This window comes from Streptomyces botrytidirepellens, assembly GCF_003721215.1.
Lineage (GTDB): Bacteria > Actinomycetota > Actinomycetes > Streptomycetales > Streptomycetaceae > Streptomyces > Streptomyces himastatinicus.
In genome coordinates this window covers 18,651-36,205 of record NZ_RIBZ01000268.1, presented here as the reverse complement: position 1 = coordinate 36,205, position 17,555 = coordinate 18,651, and the positions used below count along the sequence as shown (strand labels likewise).

Here is a 17,555-nt window from a genome sequence, read left to right as displayed (position 1 = left end):
CGCGCGGTGCGCGGGCGGGCCTCGGTTCGTAGCTCAGCCGATTACTTCACCGGCGCGGGCTCCGGGTCCTCGACCGCCTCGCCGTCGCCCTCCGGCTCGGCGGGGGTCTTCACCGAGTCGAGCAGCAGCTGCGCCACGTCCACGACCTGGAGCGCCTCGCTCACCTTGCCGTCGTTCTTCTTGCCGTTGACCGAGTCGGTCAGCATGACCAGGCAGAACGGGCAGGCGGTGGAGACGATGTCCGGGTTCAGCGACAGGGCCTCGTCCACGCGCTCGTTGTTGATGCGCTTGCCGATCCGCTCCTCCATCCACATGCGGGCGCCGCCCGCGCCGCAGCAGAAGCCGCGCTCCTTGTGGCGGTGCATCTCCTCGTTCCGCAGGCCCGGCACCTTGGCGATGATCTCGCGCGGCGGGGTGTAGACCTTGTTGTGGCGGCCCAGGTAGCAGGGGTCGTGATAGGTGATCAGACCCTCGACCGGGGTGACCGGGACCAGCTTGCCCTCGTCGATGAGGTGCTGGAGCAGCTGGGTGTGGTGGATGACCTCGAAGTGGCCGCCCAGCTGCGGGTATTCGTTCGCGATGGTGTTGAAGCAGTGGGGGCAGGTCGCGACGATCTTCTTCTTCGCCTTCTCGACCACGACGCCCTCATCGGCATCCTCACCGAAGGCCATGTTGAGCATCTCGACGTTCTGCTGGCCGAGCTGCTGGAACAGGAACTCGTTGCCCAGGCGGCGGGCCGAGTCACCGGTGCACGCCTCGTCGCCGCCCATGATGGCGAACTTGACGCCCGCGATGTGCAGCAGCTCCGCGAAGGCCTTGGTGGTCTTCTTGGCGCGGTCCTCCAGGGCGCCGGCGCAGCCGACCCAGTACAGGTAGTCGACCTCGGTCAGGTCCTCGATGTCCTTGCCGACGACCGGGACCTCGAACTCGACCTCCTTGGTCCACGCCAGGCGCTGTTTCTTGGCCAGCCCCCAGGGGTTGCCCTTCTTCTCCAGGTTCTTGAGCATCGTCCCGGCCTCGCTGGGGAAGGACGACTCGATCATGACCTGGTAGCGGCGCATGTCGACGATGTGGTCGATGTGCTCGATGTCGACGGGGCACTGCTCGACGCAGGCGCCGCAGGTGGTGCAGGACCACAGCACGTCGGGGTCGATGACCCCGTTCTCCTCGAGGGTGCCGATCAGCGGGCGCTCGGCCTCCGCGAGCGCGCTCGCGGGCACGTCCTTGAGCTGCTCCTCGGTGGCCTTCTCCGCGCCCTCGGCGTCCTTGCCGCCGCCCGCGAGGAGGTACGGGGCCTTGGCGTGCGCGTGGTCGCGCAGCGACATGATCAGCAGCTTCGGCGAGAGCGGCTTGCCGGTGTTCCAGGCGGGGCACTGCGACTGGCAGCGGCCGCATTCGGTGCAGGTGGAGAAGTCGAGGATGCCCTTCCAGGAGAAGTGCTCGATCTGCGAGACGCCGAACTGGGCGTCCTCGTCCGGGTCCTCGAAGTCGATGGGCTCGCCCTCGGAGGTCATCGGCTGGAGCGCGCCGAGCGCCACGTCGCCGGAGGCCTCGCGCTTGAACCAGATGTTCGGGAAGGCCAGGAAGCGGTGCCAGGCCACGCCCATGTCGGTCTTGAGGGAGACCACGATCATCCAGATGAAGGACGTCGCGATCTTGATCATGGCGACGAGGTAGGTGAGGTTCTGGATGGTGCCGAGGCTGAGCCCCTTGAGGGCGGCGATCAGCGGGTACGAGGCGAAGAAGCCGATCTCGTAGTGGTCGACGCCGTGCTGGACGCCCTCCAGGGCCCGCAGCGTCATGATCGACATGCCGACGATGAGGATGACGGCCTCGACGAAGTACGCCTGGCCGATGTTGGAGCCCGCGAAGCGGGACTTGCGGCCCGCTCCGTCGGGCCGGTTCAGCTGCCGGATGACGATCAGGGTGAGGATGCCGAGCGTCGTCAGCAGGCCGAGGGCCTCGGTGAAGATCTCCCACGGCAGCCAGTCACCGATCACCGGAAGCAGCCAGTCGGCCTGGAAGAGCTGGCCGATGGCGTTGACGATCGTCAGCAGCAGGGAGAAGAAGCCCACGGCCACGAACCAGTGCGCCACGCCGACGATGCCCCAGCGGTTCATCCGGGTGTGGCCGAGGAACTCCTTGACCACCGTGACCGTGCGCCCTGTGGGGTCATCCGTACGGGTGCCCGCGGGGACGGGCCGGCCGAGTCGCACGAAGCGGTAGATCTGCAGGATGGCACGGCCGAACAGGGCGACGCCGACCGCGATGAGGACCAGCGACACGATGATCGCGGCGAGTTGCATAAGGGCTCCTCGAACCTGCGAGAGCGGAATTACTAAGCAGTAACTTAATTTGTCTTGACCGAGATTACCCGTCCGGGCGCACACCCATGTAGTCGACCGGCCGGTGATATGCGTCGCTCACCGGCCCCCGCCCGCTGACCTCCTGGAATGCTCTCTTGATCATAAGACTCATATAAAAGTTGAGCCGTGACGACTCATGTCTGTTGACAGCGGAAAGCGGATCATGCACGCTTGAGCCTGTTCCACTCAATGCTGTAGCTGGAGGATCCCGAAATGGCACGTGCGGTCGGCATCGACCTGGGTACGACGAACTCCGTCGTCAGTGTTCTCGAAGGCGGTGAGCCCACCGTCATCACCAACGCCGAGGGCGCCAGGACCACGCCTTCCGTCGTCGCCTTCGCGAAGAACGGCGAGGTACTGGTCGGCGAGGTGGCCAAGCGCCAGGCGGTGACCAACGTCGACAGGACCATCCGGTCGGTCAAGCGCCACATGGGCACCGACTGGAAGGTGAACCTCGACGGCAAGGACTTCAACCCGCAGCAGATGAGCGCCTTCATCCTGCAGAAGCTGAAGCGGGATGCCGAGGCGTACCTGGGCGAGAAGGTGGCGGACGCGGTCATCACCGTCCCGGCGTACTTCAACGACGCCGAGCGCCAGGCGACCAAGGAAGCCGGTGAGATCGCGGGCCTCAACGTCCTGCGTATCGTCAACGAGCCTACTGCCGCCGCGCTCGCCTACGGGCTGGAGAAGGACGACCAGACCATCCTGGTCTTCGACCTCGGTGGCGGCACCTTCGACGTCTCGCTGCTGGAGATCGGCGACGGCGTGGTGGAGGTCAAGGCCACCAACGGTGACAACCACCTCGGTGGTGACGACTGGGACCAGCGCGTCGTCGACTACCTGGTGAAGCAGTTCAACAACGCCAACGGCGTGGACCTGTCCAAGGACAAGATGGCCCTCCAGCGCCTCCGCGAGGCCGCTGAGAAGGCGAAGATCGAGCTGTCCAGCTCGACCGAGACCACCATCAACCTGCCCTACATCACGGCCTCCGCCGAGGGCCCGCTGCACCTGGACGAGAAGCTCAGCCGCTCGCAGTTCCAGCAGCTGACCTCGGACCTGCTGGAGCGCTGCAAGACCCCGTTCCACAACGTCATCAAGGACGCGGGCATCTCGCTGTCCGAGATCGACCACGTGGTCCTGGTCGGCGGCTCGACCCGGATGCCCGCCGTCGCCGAGCTGGTCAAGGAGCTGACCGGCGGCAAGGACGCCAACAAGGGCGTCAACCCGGACGAGGTCGTCGCCATCGGCGCGTCCCTCCAGGCCGGTGTCCTCAAGGGTGAGGTCAAGGACGTCCTGCTGCTGGACGTCACCCCGCTGTCCCTCGGTATCGAGACCAAGGGCGGCATCATGACCAAGCTGATCGAGCGCAACACGACCATTCCGACCAAGCGCTCGGAGATCTTCACGACGGCCGAGGACAACCAGCCGTCCGTGCAGATCCAGGTCTACCAGGGCGAGCGCGAGATCGCCGCGTACAACAAGAAGCTCGGGATGTTCGAGCTGACCGGCCTGCCGCCGGCCCCGCGCGGCGTGCCGCAGATCGAGGTCACCTTCGACATCGACGCGAACGGCATCATGCACGTCGCGGCGAAGGACCTCGGCACCGGCAAGGAGCAGAAGATGACCGTCACCGGCGGCTCCGCGCNGGAGCAGAAGATGACCGTCACCGGCGGCTCCGCGCTGCCGAAGGACGACATCGACCGCATGATGCGCGAGGCCGAGCAGTACGCGGAGGAGGACCACAAGCGCCGCGAGGCCGCCGAGACCCGCAACCAGGCCGAGCAGCTCGTCTACCAGACCGAGAAGTTCCTCAAGGACAACGAGGACAAGGTCCCGGGCGAGGTCAAGACCGAGGTCGAGGAAGCGGTCACCGACCTCAAGGAGAAGCTCAAGGGCGAGGACACCGCCGAGATCCGCACCGCGACCGAGAAGGTCGCCGCGGTGAGCCAGAAGCTCGGCCAGGCCATGTACGCCAACACCGGCGCCGAAGGCGCGGGCGAGGCCGGTGCCGCCGGTGACGCCGGTGCCGAGGGCGCCCAGGCCAAGGCCGACGACGACGTGGTGGACGCCGAGATCGTCGACGATGAGAAGGCCGACAAGGGCCAGGGTGGTGCCGCGTGACGGAGGAGACCCCGGGCTTCGAGGAGCAGCCCGACGTCCCCTCCGAAGCCGCGCAGACCCCCGACGACGCGGCGAAGGGCGCCGGGTCCGCCGACAAGGCGGGCCCGGGCGCCCCGGCCGGGGACCTCGAGCAGGTAGCCATTCAGGCGCAGCTGGACCAGGTGCGGACCGCCCTCAACGAGCGGACGGCCGACCTCCAGCGACTTCAGGCCGAGTACCAGAACTACCGCCGCCGGGTCGAGCGGGACCGGGCGCAGGTCAAGGAGGTCGCGGTCGCGAACCTCCTGTCCGAGCTGCTGCCCGTGCTCGACGACATCGGCCGGGCGCGTGAGCACGGCGAACTCGTCGGCGGCTTCAAGTCCGTCGCCGAATCGCTGGAGACGGTGGCGGCGAAGCTGGGCCTCCAGCAGTTCGGCAAGGAGGGCGAGCCCTTCGACCCGCTGGTGCACGAGGCGCTCATGCACTCGTACGCGCCGGACGTCACCGAGACGACGTGCGTGCAGATTCTCCAGCCGGGGTATCGAATCGGCGAACGAACGATCCGCCCGGCGCGGGTCGCGGTCGCCGAGCCCCAGCCGGGTGCCTCGCCCAAGGGCCCGGGCGAAGGCGACGGCACGGCGCCGGACGAGGAGAGCGGTGGCCCGGAAGAGGGCTGACGCGACGGTGACGGCGGTAACAACGGGAACAGCAGGAATATCAGGAGAGGAGGGACGTCGGGGATGAGCACCAAGGACTTCGTCGAGAAGGACTACTACAAGGTTCTCGGCGTCCCCAAGGACGCGACCGAGGCGGAGATCAAGAAGGCGTACCGGAAGCTCGCCCGCGAGTACCACCCGGACGCCAACAAGGGCGACGCCAAGGCCGAGGAGCGCTTCAAGGAGATCTCCGAGGCGAACGACATCCTCGGCGACCCCAAGCGGCGCAAGGAGTACGACGAGGCCCGCTCCCTGTTCGGCAACGGGGGCTTCCGCCCCGGGCCGGGCGGGGCGGGCTCCACCGGAAGCTTCAACTTCGACCTGGGCGACCTCTTCGGCGGCGCCCAGGGCGGCCCCGGTGGCGCGGGCGGCTTCGGCGGCGGGCTCGGCGACGTGTTCGGCGGTCTCTTCAACCGCGGCGGGCCCACCCGGACCCAGCCGCGGCGCGGCCAGGACATCGAGTCCGAGGTGACGCTCAGCTTCACCGAGGCCGTCGAAGGGGCCACCGTTCCGCTGCGGATGTCCAGCCAGGCCCCGTGCAAGACGTGCTCCGGCACCGGCGACAAGAACGGCACCCCGCGGGTCTGCCCGACCTGCGTCGGCACCGGACAGGTCAGCCGCGGCGGCGGGGGCGGCTTCTCGCTCACCGACCCGTGCGTGGAGTGCCGGGGCCGCGGTCTGATCGCGCAGGACCCGTGCGAGACCTGCAAGGGCAGCGGACGGGCCCGTTCCGCCCGCACCATGCAGGTCCGCATCCCCGCGGGCGTCAGCGACGGCCAGCGGATCCGGCTGCGCGGCAAGGGCGCCCCGGGCGAGACCGGCGGTCCGGCCGGTGACCTCTACGTCATCGTCCACGTGGACCCGCATCCGGTCTTCGGCCGCCGCGGCGACAACCTGACCGTCACCGTCCCCGTCACCCTTCCGGAGGCGGCACTCGGCGGCGAGATCAAGGTCCCGACGCTGGGCGGCCCGCCGGTCACCCTGAAGCTGCCGGCCGGCACCCCCAACGGCCGGACGATGCGCGCCCGCGGCAAGGGCGCGGTGCGCAAGGACGGCACCCGCGGCGACCTGCTGGTCACCGTCGAGGTCACGGTGCCGAAGGACCTCAGCGACGGGGCTCGCGAGGCGCTGGAGTCCTACCGGGAGGCGACCGCGGGCGAGGACCCGCGGGCGGAGCTGTTCCAGGCCGCGAAGGGAGCATGACCCAATGGAGACGCACGGCCGAGGGGGCCTCGGAGGCAGGGGACCCGGCCGGTCCCGCAATCCGTACGAGCTGACCGACGAATCGCCGGTGTACGTCATCTCGGTCGCCGCTCAGCTCTCCGGCCTGCATCCGCAGACCTTGCGTCAGTACGACCGTCTCGGCCTGGTCTCCCCGGACCGTACGCCCGGGCGCGGCAGGCGCTACTCCGCGCGCGACATCGAGCTGCTGCGCCAGGTGCAGCAGCTGTCGCAGGACGAGGGCATCAACCTCGCCGGGATCAAGCGCATCATCGAGCTGGAGAACCAGGTCACCGCGCTCCAGTCGCGCGTCGCCGAGCTCCAGTCGGCCGTCGAGGGCGCGGCCGCCGCGATGCAGCAGCGCGAGGCCCAGGTCCACGCCTCGTACCGCCGTGACCTGGTCCCCTACCAGGACGTCCAGCAGAGCAGCGCGCTGGTGGTGTGGCGTCCCAAGCCCAAGCGCAGGGACTAGCGTCTCCCTTGATGCGAGCGACAGGCCCGGCGACCGACCTCGGTCACCGGGCCTGTCGCATGGCGAGGTCTTCGATGCTCCCGTCCGAGGACTCATCCGTTCGAGTGGCACGCCACCCGCACCCGGGCCGTCAGGCCACTCGTCTCCCTAGCGTGAGGCCGTTGCCTGTGCCGCAAGGACACGCTTGGCCCACACTTGAGGAGGAGGCGCTGCGCCGTGACCGCACTCGCCCATGAGGCGCCTACGACGTCGGAGGTGCCCGAGACCATGTCCCCGATCTTGCTCGATGAGGCCCTGTGGCAGGCGTGGAAGTCCCTGGAACTCCCCGAGGGCTTTCGCGCGGAGATTGTCGAGGGGTTCATCGAGGTGTCGCCGACCGGACGTTCCAGCCATGGTTTGATCATTCACCGCATGTACCGCGCGATGGCGCACTGCCTGGATGACTCTGATTGGGCTGCGTATCGCGACCTGACCGTCATCCACGGAATGAAGGTGTGGGTCCCTGACATCTTCGTCGCGCCGGAGGAACCCGAAGAGCACCTCACCGAGGACGGCCTCGGCTTCGCCGCATCCGCCGTGAAGCTCGTCGTTGAAGTGGTCTCTCCCGGGCATGAGAACCAGCAGCGCGATCGGGTGCGCAAGCGCCGCGCCTACGCCGGGGCCGGAATTCCCGTCTACGTCATGATCGACGACCACGATCAGCATGGCACGGTCACCGTGCTGACCTCGCCCTCTCCGGACGAGCAGACGTACGCGGCCGAGACCCGTGTCCCGTACGGCACGGTGGTGGAGATTCCGGAGGGCCCGGCGAAGGGTTTCGCGATCACGGAAGAGATCACCGGCCCGCGCCAGTCGTGATCGGAGCGCGATGAGTTCCGGGCCGCTGGACGGTCCTACCTGCTGAACGGAGCATTCCACCGCAGGAGACCCCGATGCACGCAGTCCTCGTCACCCTGACCATCGACCCGGCCCAGGCCCCCGCGGCCGCGGGGGCGCTCATGAATGACATTTTGCCGAAGCTTACCGCCGCGCCGGGGTTCGTCTCCGGCCAGTGGCTGGAGCCCGTGGACGGCCGCGGCATGTCGATCCTGACGTTCGAGGACGGGGAGCTGGCCCGCGCGGCCGTGCCGCTGCTCGGCGGCTCGGCCCCCGGCGTCACCATCGAGTCCGTGGAACTCCGCCGCGTCGCCCTTACGGCGCCCTGACCGTCACGGCCTACGCCCATGAGGCGGGCGGCTTCCGGCTGATCTCGCACCAGACGACCTTGGACGCGGGCCCCCACCGCTCGCCCGTCAGCGGGTAGTGGCTCCACCGGTCGGCGAGCAGCCGCAGCAGGTGCAGCCCGCGCCCGCTCTCGCTGCCCGCCGTGAGCGGGCGGAGGCCGGGTGGGGTCACGCTGGAGTCCCACACGGTCATCCGCAACGTCTCGGCGGACCACTTCAGCCGCAGATCGGCCTCGCCGCCCGCGTGCACGAGGGCGTTGGTGAGCATCTCGCTCGCCAACAGCTCGGCGCGCTCGACCAGTTCGGGCAGCTCATGGGCGGTGAGGGCGGTACGGAGGGAGGCTCTGGCCACGCCGACGGCCCGGGGGTCGTGCGGGATGTGGAGGCAGTACTCGAACGGGGCGACGGGTGGCGTGACGAGGGGCATACGGGCCTCCTGCTGGCGCGATGGGACGGGCCGACCGGTGTCAGTGCCGCTGTGCCGCGTTTGCGGGCATGACGGTGCGCTTCCGGCTGGCCGGTTGCTTCGCTGGGTGAGCGATGCGATACGTAACGTAGGGCCCAAGTATGGTCCCTCGCAACCATGTCGTGAAGGTTCGCCCGATTGGGACAAGTCGTGGCACAGTGGCGCCGCAGGGCTCAGGAGGAAGAGGGTTCATGCCGCGGAGAAACCACGTAACTGCTCGGCAGGAGCGACTGGGTGCGGAGCTGCGGAAGTTGCGCGAGCGGGCGGGCGTAACCGCGCGTGAGGCGGCCGACGTCGTCGGCATGGACCAGGCCACGATGTCGCATCTTGAGGCAGGGCGCGTCGCGGCGGGTGAGAAGCGTGTGCGGCAGCTGACCTCGCACTACGGTGTCTCGGACGTCCCCTTGGTTGATGCCCTTGCCGGGATGGCGGCTGAGCGGGTTCGCGGGTGGTGGGGGAAGTATCAGGGCCGTCTCGTCCCAGTGCTGCTGGATCTCGCAGAGCTGGAGCATCATGCACGTGGCCTCAAGCTGTTCCAGATGGTGCATGTGCCGGGCCTCTTCCAAAGCGAGGACTACATGCGGGCACTTCATGTGAACGCGCACTACGAGTTGTCGTCGGAGCTCCTTGAGGCGACTGTGGATTTTCGCCTGAGCCGCCAGCAGGTCCTGGACCGTGATGCTCCGCCCGAGACGCGCGCCGTCGTGCATGAAGCCGCTCTCCGTATCAAAGTCGGCGATCGCAAGGTTGCGCGTGGACAGCTTGACCACCTGCTGGAGGCATCCACACGACCGTGTGTGAGCCTGCGAGTGATCTCCTTCGAGGAGGAGGGATTCGCCGGTGCCGGTCTGCCGATGCTGTACGCGGAGGGCCCGGTGCGACAGCTGGACACGGTGCAGTTCGACACGGTGAACGGCAGCGTGTTCTCCGGCGAGGAGAAGCAGTTGGCCGACTACCGGAGGGTCTTCGGCATGATGGAGAGCGCTGCCCTGCCGGTGAGAGAGTCGCGTGACCTCATTCACCGCATCGCAGAGGAGCTGTGAAGAAGTGCAGATGTCCAGGGCATGGCGGAAGAGCTCGTACTCCGCTGGAACGCAGGGCAACGAGTGCGTGGAACTCGCCGCCACTGGCGGTGCCATATGCCTGCGCGAGAGCGACGACCCCCGCGTCGTCCTCACGACCACGCCTCCCCCTCTCGCGGCCTTCATACGGGCCGCCAAGGCTGGGGAGTTCGACGGCTTGACCGAGTGAGCAGGGGGCTGCGGTGGGTTTGGTCGCCGATACATCACCCGTGTTGGCGTACCGGCGGCGCAAACCCACCGCACACCCCGTTATCCACAGGCCCAGCACGGGAGCAGAGGCCTGCGGCACTGTGGGGGGAGACGGGGACGGGGGATGCGGTGCCGCTGGCCAGGCTCGCCGCTGCCCAGGGCGGGGTGGTGCTGACTGCCCAAGCGCTGGCGGGGGGCTGGAAGCGCGGGCGGCTGAACCGCCGCTTCCGCGCGGAGGGGTGGACACAGCTCCGTGCAGGCGTGTGGGCGGAGCCCGGGCGTGCAGTTGGACCGATGGCGTTGCTGTGGGCGAACCAACTGGCGCATGCGCGCCTCGTCGTCAGCCATACGGCGGCGGCGGTGCTGCATGACATCGAAACCCGTACACAACGTGTGGAGTTCACTGGGCCGCCCCAGGGCAGGACGGACGTTCACGGTGGCGTGCTGCACCGCTTGCCGCTCGGGGCGGACGAAACCACAACCGTGGGCAGGCTGAGGGTGACCACCGTGGCACGCACCATGGCAGACCTCTTACGGGCCGGGCCGCGGGACGACGCGCTGGTGGCGGTGGAGTCGGCGGTGAGCAGGCGGCCCAGCCGGTACGGGGGCGGTAAGCCGCGCAGGGAGGCGCTGACCACGCTGGGGGAAGTCGCCGAGACCCTTGAGAGGAGGCCCACCCTGCGCGGTACGGCCACCGCACGGGAGTGGCTGGCGCTGGCGGACCCCAAGGCGGGGTCACCGGCGGAGACGATGGCCCGCCTGCGGATGCACGACGCGGGGCTGCACCCCGCCTCGCAGGTGCTGCTCACGACCCCCTCGGGTCGGCGGGCGTATCCGGACTTCTTCTTCCGGGCGCAGGGGCTGGTGGTGGAGATCGAGGGCTACCGGTGGCACGGGAGCAGGGCACAGCACCAGCGGGACACGGCCCGCTTCAACGACCTGATGTCGTGCGGGGAGGTGCGCCGGATTCTGCGGTTCACGGCGAGTGATGTTTATCGACGCCCCGGAGCGATGATCCGCGACATCCGGGACGCCCTTGCCCAGCTGTCCGGCGTTCAGCCCGTTTCGTAGCTCGCGGGGAGGTCACTCATCGGCGATGTCCGCCTCGTTGCCCCCTCGCGCCTGCTGGAGGGTTTCGGCGATGGCGGCGAACTCGCTGAGCGCGGCCTGGAGGTCCTCGACGATCTCGGCGGCGAGGACTTCGGGCGCGGGGAGCGAGTCGGCGTCGTCGAGGCTGGGGTCCCGGAGCCAGAGGATGTCGAGGTTCGCCTTGTCGCGGGCGGCCAGCTCTTCGTAGGTGAAGGACTTGAAGCGTTCGGTTTCGACGCGCTGGCTGCGGTCCTCGTCGTCGGGCCGGTAGCACTGGACGAAGTCCTCAAGGGAGGCCCGGGTGAGGGGGTTCTGCTTGAGGGTGAAGTGCTGGGCGGTACGGAAGTCGTAGACCCAGAGCTTCTCGGTCCAGGGCTTCTCGGGGCGGGCGGGCTTGCGCTCGAAGAACAGGACGTTCGCCTTCACACCGCCCGCGTAGAAGATGCCGGTGGGCAGGCGGAGGAGGGTGTGGACGTCGTACTCCTTGAGGAGGCGGCGCCGGATGGTCTCGCCCGCGCCTCCCTCGAAGAGGACGTTGTCCGGGACGACGACGGCGGCGCGGCCGTGGATTTCGAGCAGCGAGGCGATGTGCTGGACGAAGTTCAGCTGCTTGTTGGTCGTGGTGACCCAGAAGTCCCGGCGCTCGTACGCGATGGACTCGCGGGCCGCCTTGCCGTCGTCGCCGTAGACGGTGATGGAGGACTTCTTGCCGAAGGGCGGGTTGGCGAGGACCAGGCTGGCGCGCTGGTCGGGCGGGGCGGCGAGCGCGTCCTTGGTATGGACGAGGGCTGGGCCGGTGGAGTGGCCGATGCCGTGGAGGTAGAGGTTCATCGCGGCGAGGCGCGCGGTGTTACGGACCAGCTCGTTGCCCCAGATGCCGCCCGAGCTGAGGTGCTCGCGCTGCTCGGGGGTGAGGTTGGAGCCGTACTCCTTGAAGATGTGCTCGGCGGCGGCGAGGAGGAAACCGCCGGTTCCACTGGCCGGGTCCGTGATCGTGTCTTCGGGGGTCGGCTTGACGCAGTCGATGATGGCCTGGATGAGGGGGCGCGGGGTGAAGTACTGGCCGGCGCCGGACTTGATGTCCTCGGCTCCGCGGGCCAGGAGTTCTTCGTAGGCGTCGCCCTTGATGTCCGTCTTCTGGCCCGACCAGCTCTCCTTGTCGATGAGGTCGCTGATCAGGCGCTTGAGCTTGGCGGGGTCGTGGACCCGGTTGCGGGCGCCGTTGAAGATCAGGTGGAAGGTGGTGTTCTGGCGCTGGTTGCCGAGGTCTTCGAGGAGGTTGGTGTAGGCGACTTCGAGCGCCGCACCGCTCTTCTTGAGGAGTTCGGGCCAGCCCCGGCCCTCCCACTCGGGCCCTTCGGGCATGATCTGCTCGCGGAACATCGCGGGGCGGGACTGGGCCTCGTGCGCCATCTTGAGGAAGACGAGCAGGGTGAGCTGCTCGACGTAGTCGATGGTGGAGACGCCGTCGTCGCGCAGGACGTGGCAGTAGCTCCAGAGCTTGTCGACGAGACGGCGGGCCTCGGTGGTGTTGCCGGTGGTGGCGTTCGTGGTCGGGGCCGTCGTCACGATGGGAACTCCAGGTCGAGGGTGGGCTGTTCGCCGGTGAGGGGTGTGGTGGCGGTGGCTGCGGGCGCGGGTGGAGGCTCGTCGTGGGTGGCCTTACGCTGCGCCGGTGCCCGGCGGGTGCGCCGCTTCTTGGGTGCGGCGGCCTCGCGCTCCGCGCGGATGCGGGCGAGGAGTTCTTCGGCGGGCTCGTCGTTGGGGTCTTGGGGGACGAGGCGTCCGGCGAAGGCGTCCCGCAGGAAGGCCGCTCGCAGGAGGTTTGGTTTGTTGCTAGTAGCGAGTCCTTGGGCAACGCTCAAGTGCGCGAAAAGCTTATCCAATCGCTCCGCGATTCGCTGCTGTACAGAAATTTCGGGGATTGGTACGAGTAGATGTTGCAGGTCGGGTTTGTTGATTTGCGGCACATTCGATCCATCGGCGAGCTCTTGAAGGTCGATGCTCTGAAACCAATACCATAGGTAATCTGGCCTGACTGTATTTCCGGGGGTGATGCCCATGACGTTCAGGTCGAAAGTGCCAAGTGTGCCGGTGATGCGCTTTTTGTTGGTGGCGATTGCACCCCCCCTCTTCGGGATGATGATAGTTCCCTCTGGGTGTACTTTGAGCCCAGCGTGCTGAATATCTTTGGAGTGCACATAGGTGCGGGACTGCGTGAGGTACCTCCCATTGCTATCATTCATGTCGCCAACTTTCCAGAAAGGGACGTTGGCTTCTGATGGGATGCTCTCGAAATCGATTTCGCCTTTGCGGGGAGTGCTGCCACCTTGGATCCTGGCCACCTTTTCCAGGGGTTCCAACCTGTGCCTGTGCTGTGCGCTGCAAGAATGAGGCGAGAAATACGTCTTCAGGACGGATCGGTGAAGCAGTTCGATGCGACGTCCGGTGCTGGTGAAGGCTTGTTGGGCGGCGTCCAAACGGGACAGACCCTCTTCGAGCGCGGCGACGATGCGGCGCTGTTCACCCAGTGGCGGCAGCAGACACTCGATCTCCGCCAGCGCTCCCTGGGAGATGTTGCGCATCGAGTCCTTGGTACCGGTCGCACGTTCCGAGATCTGGCTTCGGACGGACGGCGAGGAGAGCAGGTACGCCAACCACTCCCGGTCAATGCCGTTAGCCGGAAGGAGCCGAAGGCTCTTATCGCTAAGGAGTAGTCGGGGGCGACACTGCTTCACCAATACGGAAGCCCCCACATACGCGGCTGTATTCGCGCGGCTCAGCAGGATGTCGCCAGGCTTGATCTCGTAGTCGGGGTTGTGCTCGAAACCCGCGGGAACGGTCTTGTTCTCCGACTCATCGAAGTCGCCCCAGGTCATCGCGCTGACCTTGATGACGCCCCATTCATCCGGGCCAGCGGGTCGGGGTTCGCACTTGTAGGATTTCCCCGCCTCGATCCGATCGAGAATTTCTCCGAGCCGGACCCGAACCCAACCCTTGGGCAACTCCGCACCGACCCTACTCACGCGCCCAGCTCCCGTCCCAGCTCATCCAACAACTCAGCCCCACGGTCGGCGCCGAAAGCTCGCAAGAACCCATCAACCCCACCATGCTCGATGAAGGGTACGTCCTTCAGGTGCTCCGGCCCGATCGCCGCATCCGTCGCTATCACGTCCACCATCCGGTCCAGCCACCACTCCTGCTCCTCGTCGAACACTGCACCCGCCTGCGCCTGCCGGGCACGCCACGCCGCGTACCGCTCCTCGACCAGCGCCCGGTACGGGCGGACCTCCTCGTCCAGGCCCAGCTCGTACCGCAGCAGGCCGATGAGATCCACCGCACCGGCCTTGCCACTCGGGCGCTCGGTCGCCTTCCCGAGCTGCACGTACGCGTCGTAGAGCTTCGTGGGCGTCCACTGGAACGGGGGACGTTCGATCTTGCGCGCCAAGTCGCGGACCTTGCGGTAGACCTCCCTGGGCTCGCGCCGCTCGCGGAAGGCGACGTTGAACGCGGCGATCTCGTCGCGGTGGGTCTCCAGGTACTGCTTCCAGGACGTCACCCGCCTCATCGCCAGCTCGTCCGCCGTGATGCCGCGTGCCTCCCGCACGCTGTCCACGCTCACCTCGTCGATGACGATGTCATGGGCGCGCCGTATCGACATCAGCCGTTCCCGCAACTCCTTGTTGGACGCGATCGGTTTGAGCGCCTGCACCAGGTTCTCCCGGACCTTCTCCCGGCCGCCCTCCTGCTGCGCCTTCTCCTGCTCGTCCGGGTCGACCGCCTTGACCAGGCCGCCCACGATCTCGCTCAGCGGCTGACCGGCCATCTCCTCGATCTCATCGCGCTCGTCATCCGTGATCTGACGGTCCAGCCGGGCAAGGCGTCCGGCCAGCGTGGCGACCTCGTCATCGGTCATCGCAAGGCCCGCCGTCTTGTCCATCAGCCGTTGGAGCGGGATCTGCTTCTCGGACGCCCGGTTCAGGGGGCGGGCGTCCACCCGGGGCGAGTCCGTCACACCCACCGCGTCGACGATGACGAACCGCTCCTTCACCTCCGCGTCCGGCGTGACCGCCTGGAACTCGGCGGCGGGAATGGTCCGCGAGCCCCGGCCCTTCATCTGCTCGAAGTAGGCCCAGCTCTTCACGTCGCGCAGGAAGAAGACGCACTCCAGCGGCGGGATGTCCGTCCCGGTGGCGATCATGTCGACGGTCACGGCGATCCGCAGCTCGGGGCTGTTGCGGAACGCCTTGATGAGCCGCGCGGGGTTCTTCGCCGCGTGCGTGATCTTCGTACAGAAGTCGTCGCCCTCGCCGAAGACCTGGCGCACCGTCTGCACGATCTCATCGGCGTGGTTGTCGTCCACGGCGAAGATCAGAGTCTTGGGCACATGGGTGCGCGCCCGCTGGGCCTCGCCCTCGCCCATTGGCGGGAAGATGTCGGTGAAAAGGTGATCGCGGAAGGTCTCGATCACCAGCTTCAGCTGCCCCTTGCTGATGATCTGCCGTCCGAGCTGGGACGCCTTCCACTCCAGGTCGGACTCGAGCTCCTGGTACCGCTCGCGCCGGGTCTTCCGCTCCCGTACCGGAACGACCGTCTCGGCGGGGATGGTGCTGCCCTGCTCGCCCAGCTCGGTACGGATGCGGAAGACATCGAAGTCGACGTTGACGCCGTCCGCGACGGCCTGCTCGTACGGGTACTCGCTGACGAGGTTCTGGAAGAAGAAGCCGAAGGTCTGGGCGACGGGGGTCGCGGTGAGCCCGACCAGGTGGGCGTCGAAGTACTCCAGCACCGCGCGCCACTTGCCGTAGATGGAGCGGTGGCATTCGTCGACGACGATCAGGTCGAAGGACTCGGGCGGCAGTGAGGCGTTGTAGCCGACCTCGGCCGGGGTGTCGATCAGGTCGTAGCGGTCGAGGGCGGCGTCGTCCACGTCCGCGTCCGGGACCTCGCGACCGGTCAGGGCCATCCACAGCCGCTGCACCGTGGACACGACGACATCCGCCGAGCCGAGCACGGTGTCGCCCGCCAGCCGCTGCACCACGTACAGCTCGGTGAACTTCCGGCCGTCGTCCGGGGTGTCGAAGTTCTCGAACTCCGTGGCGGCCTGGCTGCCCAGGTTGTTGCGGTCGACCAGGAACAGGATCCGCTTGGCATCGGCGTGCTTGAGCAGCCGGTAGCTTTCGCTCACCACCGTGAACGTCTTGCCCGCGCCCGTGGCCATCTGGATGAGGGAGCGGGGGTCGTCCTTGGCGAGGGAGCGCTCCAGCCCCTCGATCGCCGACACCTGGGCCGGGCGCAGCGGCTTCCGGTCGAGGAACACTTCCGGCAGGCGGCGCATCCGGGCGCGCAGGGTGGGTGCCTGCGGGTCGGCCTCGGCCTCGTCGATCCAGCGGGCGACGGTGTCCGGGCGGTGGATGGCGAAGACGTCCCGGGTCCGGGGCGCAGGGTCGAGGGCATTGTGGAAGCGGACGGTGTTGCCGTCGGCGACGTAACGGAAGGGCAGGCTGGCCCGCCAGGCGCTGAGCTGCTGGCTGCGGGTGAGCCCGGTGGCGTACCGCGCGGCCTGGTGCATGGCGCCCTCCAGGTCGGCGCCCTCGCGCTTGGCCTCGACCACACCCACCAGCTGCTGTTTCACGTAGAGCAGGTAGTCGGCGCGACCCACCGCGGTGGTGACCTCGCGCACGGCAACGCCGGCGACTCCGGGGACGCCCTCCTCATAGAGGTTCATGGCGTTGGCGTCCTGGACCACCCAGCCCGCCTGCTCCAAGATCCGGTCCAACTCCGCGCGGACCTGCGCCTCGCTCATGGGAGGCAGGGCCGCCTTTTGGGCGTGGGAGATGAACGCGTCGCGTTCCGAGGTGTTCCTGAGTGGCTTCGGCGCGATGGAGACGTCGGCCAGGTCGGCGTCGGACTCTTCGATCTGTGCGCTGAGCTGCTCGACCAGTTCGCTGAGCGCGGCACGGTCCGCTTCGGCACGGGCCAGTTCGGCTTCGGCCTGCTCGCGTGCGGCCTTCTCCCGCTCCAAGCGGTCCTGCTTGCCGTCGAAGCGCATCCGGGCCTCGGCGAGCTTGGCCCGGTAGTCGTCCAGCTCGGTGCGGAGCTGTTCCAGCTCCTCCAGGTCGGCGGGGGTGGCCGGGGTGGGGCTGTCGTCGGGTGTGGCCGGGGCGAGGAAGACACGGTGGGTGGTGTCGTTCTGGTTGCGGGCCCGGTGCAGCCAGTCGCCGAGCTTGAAGCAGGTCTCGACCATCTGGAGCGCGGTGCGGACGTTCGCGTAGTAGCCGTGGGCGGCCTTGTTCCCCGTATCGCGCAGGAAGTCGAACCAGTCGTAGGTCTGCTCTTTCAGGATCCCGGCCTGGGACAGCGCCTTGATGCGGTGGAACTGCTTGTTGCTGTTGACCTGGAGGCCGAGGAGGTGCAGCAGATAGCGGGCCATGACCTCGCCGAACAGGCGGGCCTTGAACATTGCGGCGTGCGAGTCGGTGTGGACATACGACTCGGCGGAGCAGCCGATGGTGACGAGCAGGGGCTCGTGTTCCAGCAGATGACCGAAGTTGGACGATCCGGCTGCCAGCTGAGCGACCTGCGGGTCGTGCTGGTTTCCGCCCTGGCCGGTCGGCGACGTCGGCATGGT

The 17,555-nt window shown here is 67.8% G+C and carries 14 protein-coding genes; 9 read left to right on the top strand and 5 right to left on the bottom strand.

Features of this window, described 5'->3' with window-relative positions:
• Positions 1-41: 41 nt before the first annotated feature.
• A complete protein-coding gene (locus EEJ42_RS21115) occupies positions 42-2,306 on the bottom strand; it encodes a (Fe-S)-binding protein (RefSeq protein ID WP_123101807.1) in 2,265 nt (754 codons plus the stop codon).
• 273 nt (positions 2,307-2,579) lie between these two features.
• Here EEJ42_RS21115 and dnaK point away from each other — a divergent pair, with 273 nt between their 5' ends.
• The 6 genes from dnaK to EEJ42_RS21085 all read left to right on the top strand — a co-directional run bounded on the left by dnaK (position 2,580) and on the right by EEJ42_RS21085 (position 8,080).
• On the top strand, positions 2,580-4,487 hold the full coding sequence (dnaK, locus tag EEJ42_RS21110; protein ID WP_123101805.1) for a molecular chaperone DnaK: 1,908 nt from the start codon (positions 2,580-2,582) through the stop codon (positions 4,485-4,487).
• On the top strand, positions 4,484-5,143 hold the full coding sequence (gene grpE / locus EEJ42_RS21105) for a nucleotide exchange factor GrpE (RefSeq protein WP_123101803.1): 660 nt from the start codon (positions 4,484-4,486) through the stop codon (positions 5,141-5,143). Before dnaK ends, grpE begins: the two co-directional genes overlap by 4 nt.
• Positions 5,144-5,206: 63 nt before the next feature.
• On the top strand, positions 5,207-6,385 hold the full coding sequence (dnaJ, locus tag EEJ42_RS21100; protein WP_123101801.1) for a molecular chaperone DnaJ: 1,179 nt from the start codon (positions 5,207-5,209) through the stop codon (positions 6,383-6,385).
• Between the two features lie 4 nt (positions 6,386-6,389).
• A complete protein-coding gene (locus tag EEJ42_RS21095; RefSeq protein ID WP_123101799.1) occupies positions 6,390-6,875 on the top strand; it encodes a heat shock protein transcriptional repressor HspR in 486 nt (161 codons plus the stop codon).
• Positions 6,876-7,091: 216 nt separating this feature from the next.
• Entirely contained in the window at positions 7,092-7,733 is a 642-nt protein-coding gene (locus EEJ42_RS21090) for a Uma2 family endonuclease (protein WP_246097095.1), read from the top strand.
• 74 nt (positions 7,734-7,807) lie between these two features.
• Positions 7,808-8,080: a hypothetical protein gene (locus EEJ42_RS21085; RefSeq protein ID WP_123101797.1), complete on the top strand. Its 273-nt coding sequence runs from the start codon at positions 7,808-7,810 to the stop codon at positions 8,078-8,080.
• A gap of 10 nt (positions 8,081-8,090) precedes the next feature.
• Here EEJ42_RS21085 and EEJ42_RS21080 read toward each other — a convergent pair whose 3' ends face one another.
• Positions 8,091-8,525 carry an ATP-binding protein gene (locus EEJ42_RS21080; protein WP_123101795.1) on the bottom strand — a complete coding sequence of 145 codons (435 nt, stop codon included), beginning with the start codon at positions 8,523-8,525 and terminating at the stop codon, positions 8,091-8,093.
• Positions 8,526-8,755: 230 nt separating this feature from the next.
• Here EEJ42_RS21080 and EEJ42_RS21075 point away from each other — a divergent pair, with 230 nt between their 5' ends.
• The 3 genes from EEJ42_RS21075 (at position 8,756) to EEJ42_RS52990 (ending at position 10,906) form a co-directional block, all read left to right on the top strand.
• Positions 8,756-9,607 (top strand): helix-turn-helix domain-containing protein, encoded by an 852-nt coding sequence (locus EEJ42_RS21075; RefSeq protein WP_123101793.1) that lies wholly within the window; start codon positions 8,756-8,758, stop codon positions 9,605-9,607.
• Between the two features lie 10 nt (positions 9,608-9,617).
• The gene (locus tag EEJ42_RS21070) at positions 9,618-9,815 is read left to right on the top strand and encodes a DUF397 domain-containing protein (RefSeq protein ID WP_123101817.1); all 198 of its coding nucleotides are present in this window, start codon (positions 9,618-9,620) and stop codon (positions 9,813-9,815) included.
• A 527-nt stretch (positions 9,816-10,342) separates the two neighbouring features.
• Positions 10,343-10,906 carry an endonuclease domain-containing protein gene (locus EEJ42_RS52990; protein WP_246097094.1) on the top strand — a complete coding sequence of 188 codons (564 nt, stop codon included), beginning with the start codon at positions 10,343-10,345 and terminating at the stop codon, positions 10,904-10,906.
• Positions 10,907-10,918: 12 nt separating this feature from the next.
• On the opposite strand, the gene EEJ42_RS21060 is transcribed toward EEJ42_RS52990, so the two are convergent.
• The 3 genes from EEJ42_RS21060 to EEJ42_RS21050 are packed head-to-tail and all read right to left on the bottom strand — an operon-like array spanning position 10,919 to position 17,552.
• Positions 10,919-12,493 carry an HsdM family class I SAM-dependent methyltransferase gene (locus EEJ42_RS21060; RefSeq protein ID WP_123101791.1) on the bottom strand — a complete coding sequence of 525 codons (1,575 nt, stop codon included), beginning with the start codon at positions 12,491-12,493 and terminating at the stop codon, positions 10,919-10,921.
• Positions 12,490-13,950, bottom strand: a complete 1,461-nt coding sequence (locus EEJ42_RS21055; RefSeq protein WP_123101789.1) for a restriction endonuclease subunit S — start codon at positions 13,948-13,950, stop codon at positions 12,490-12,492. The genes EEJ42_RS21060 and EEJ42_RS21055 overlap by 4 nt, the downstream gene beginning before the upstream one ends.
• Positions 13,947-17,552 (bottom strand): DEAD/DEAH box helicase family protein, encoded by a 3,606-nt coding sequence (locus EEJ42_RS21050; protein WP_184503185.1) that lies wholly within the window; start codon positions 17,550-17,552, stop codon positions 13,947-13,949. The genes EEJ42_RS21055 and EEJ42_RS21050 overlap by 4 nt, the downstream gene beginning before the upstream one ends.
• Positions 17,553-17,555 lie beyond the last annotated feature (3 nt).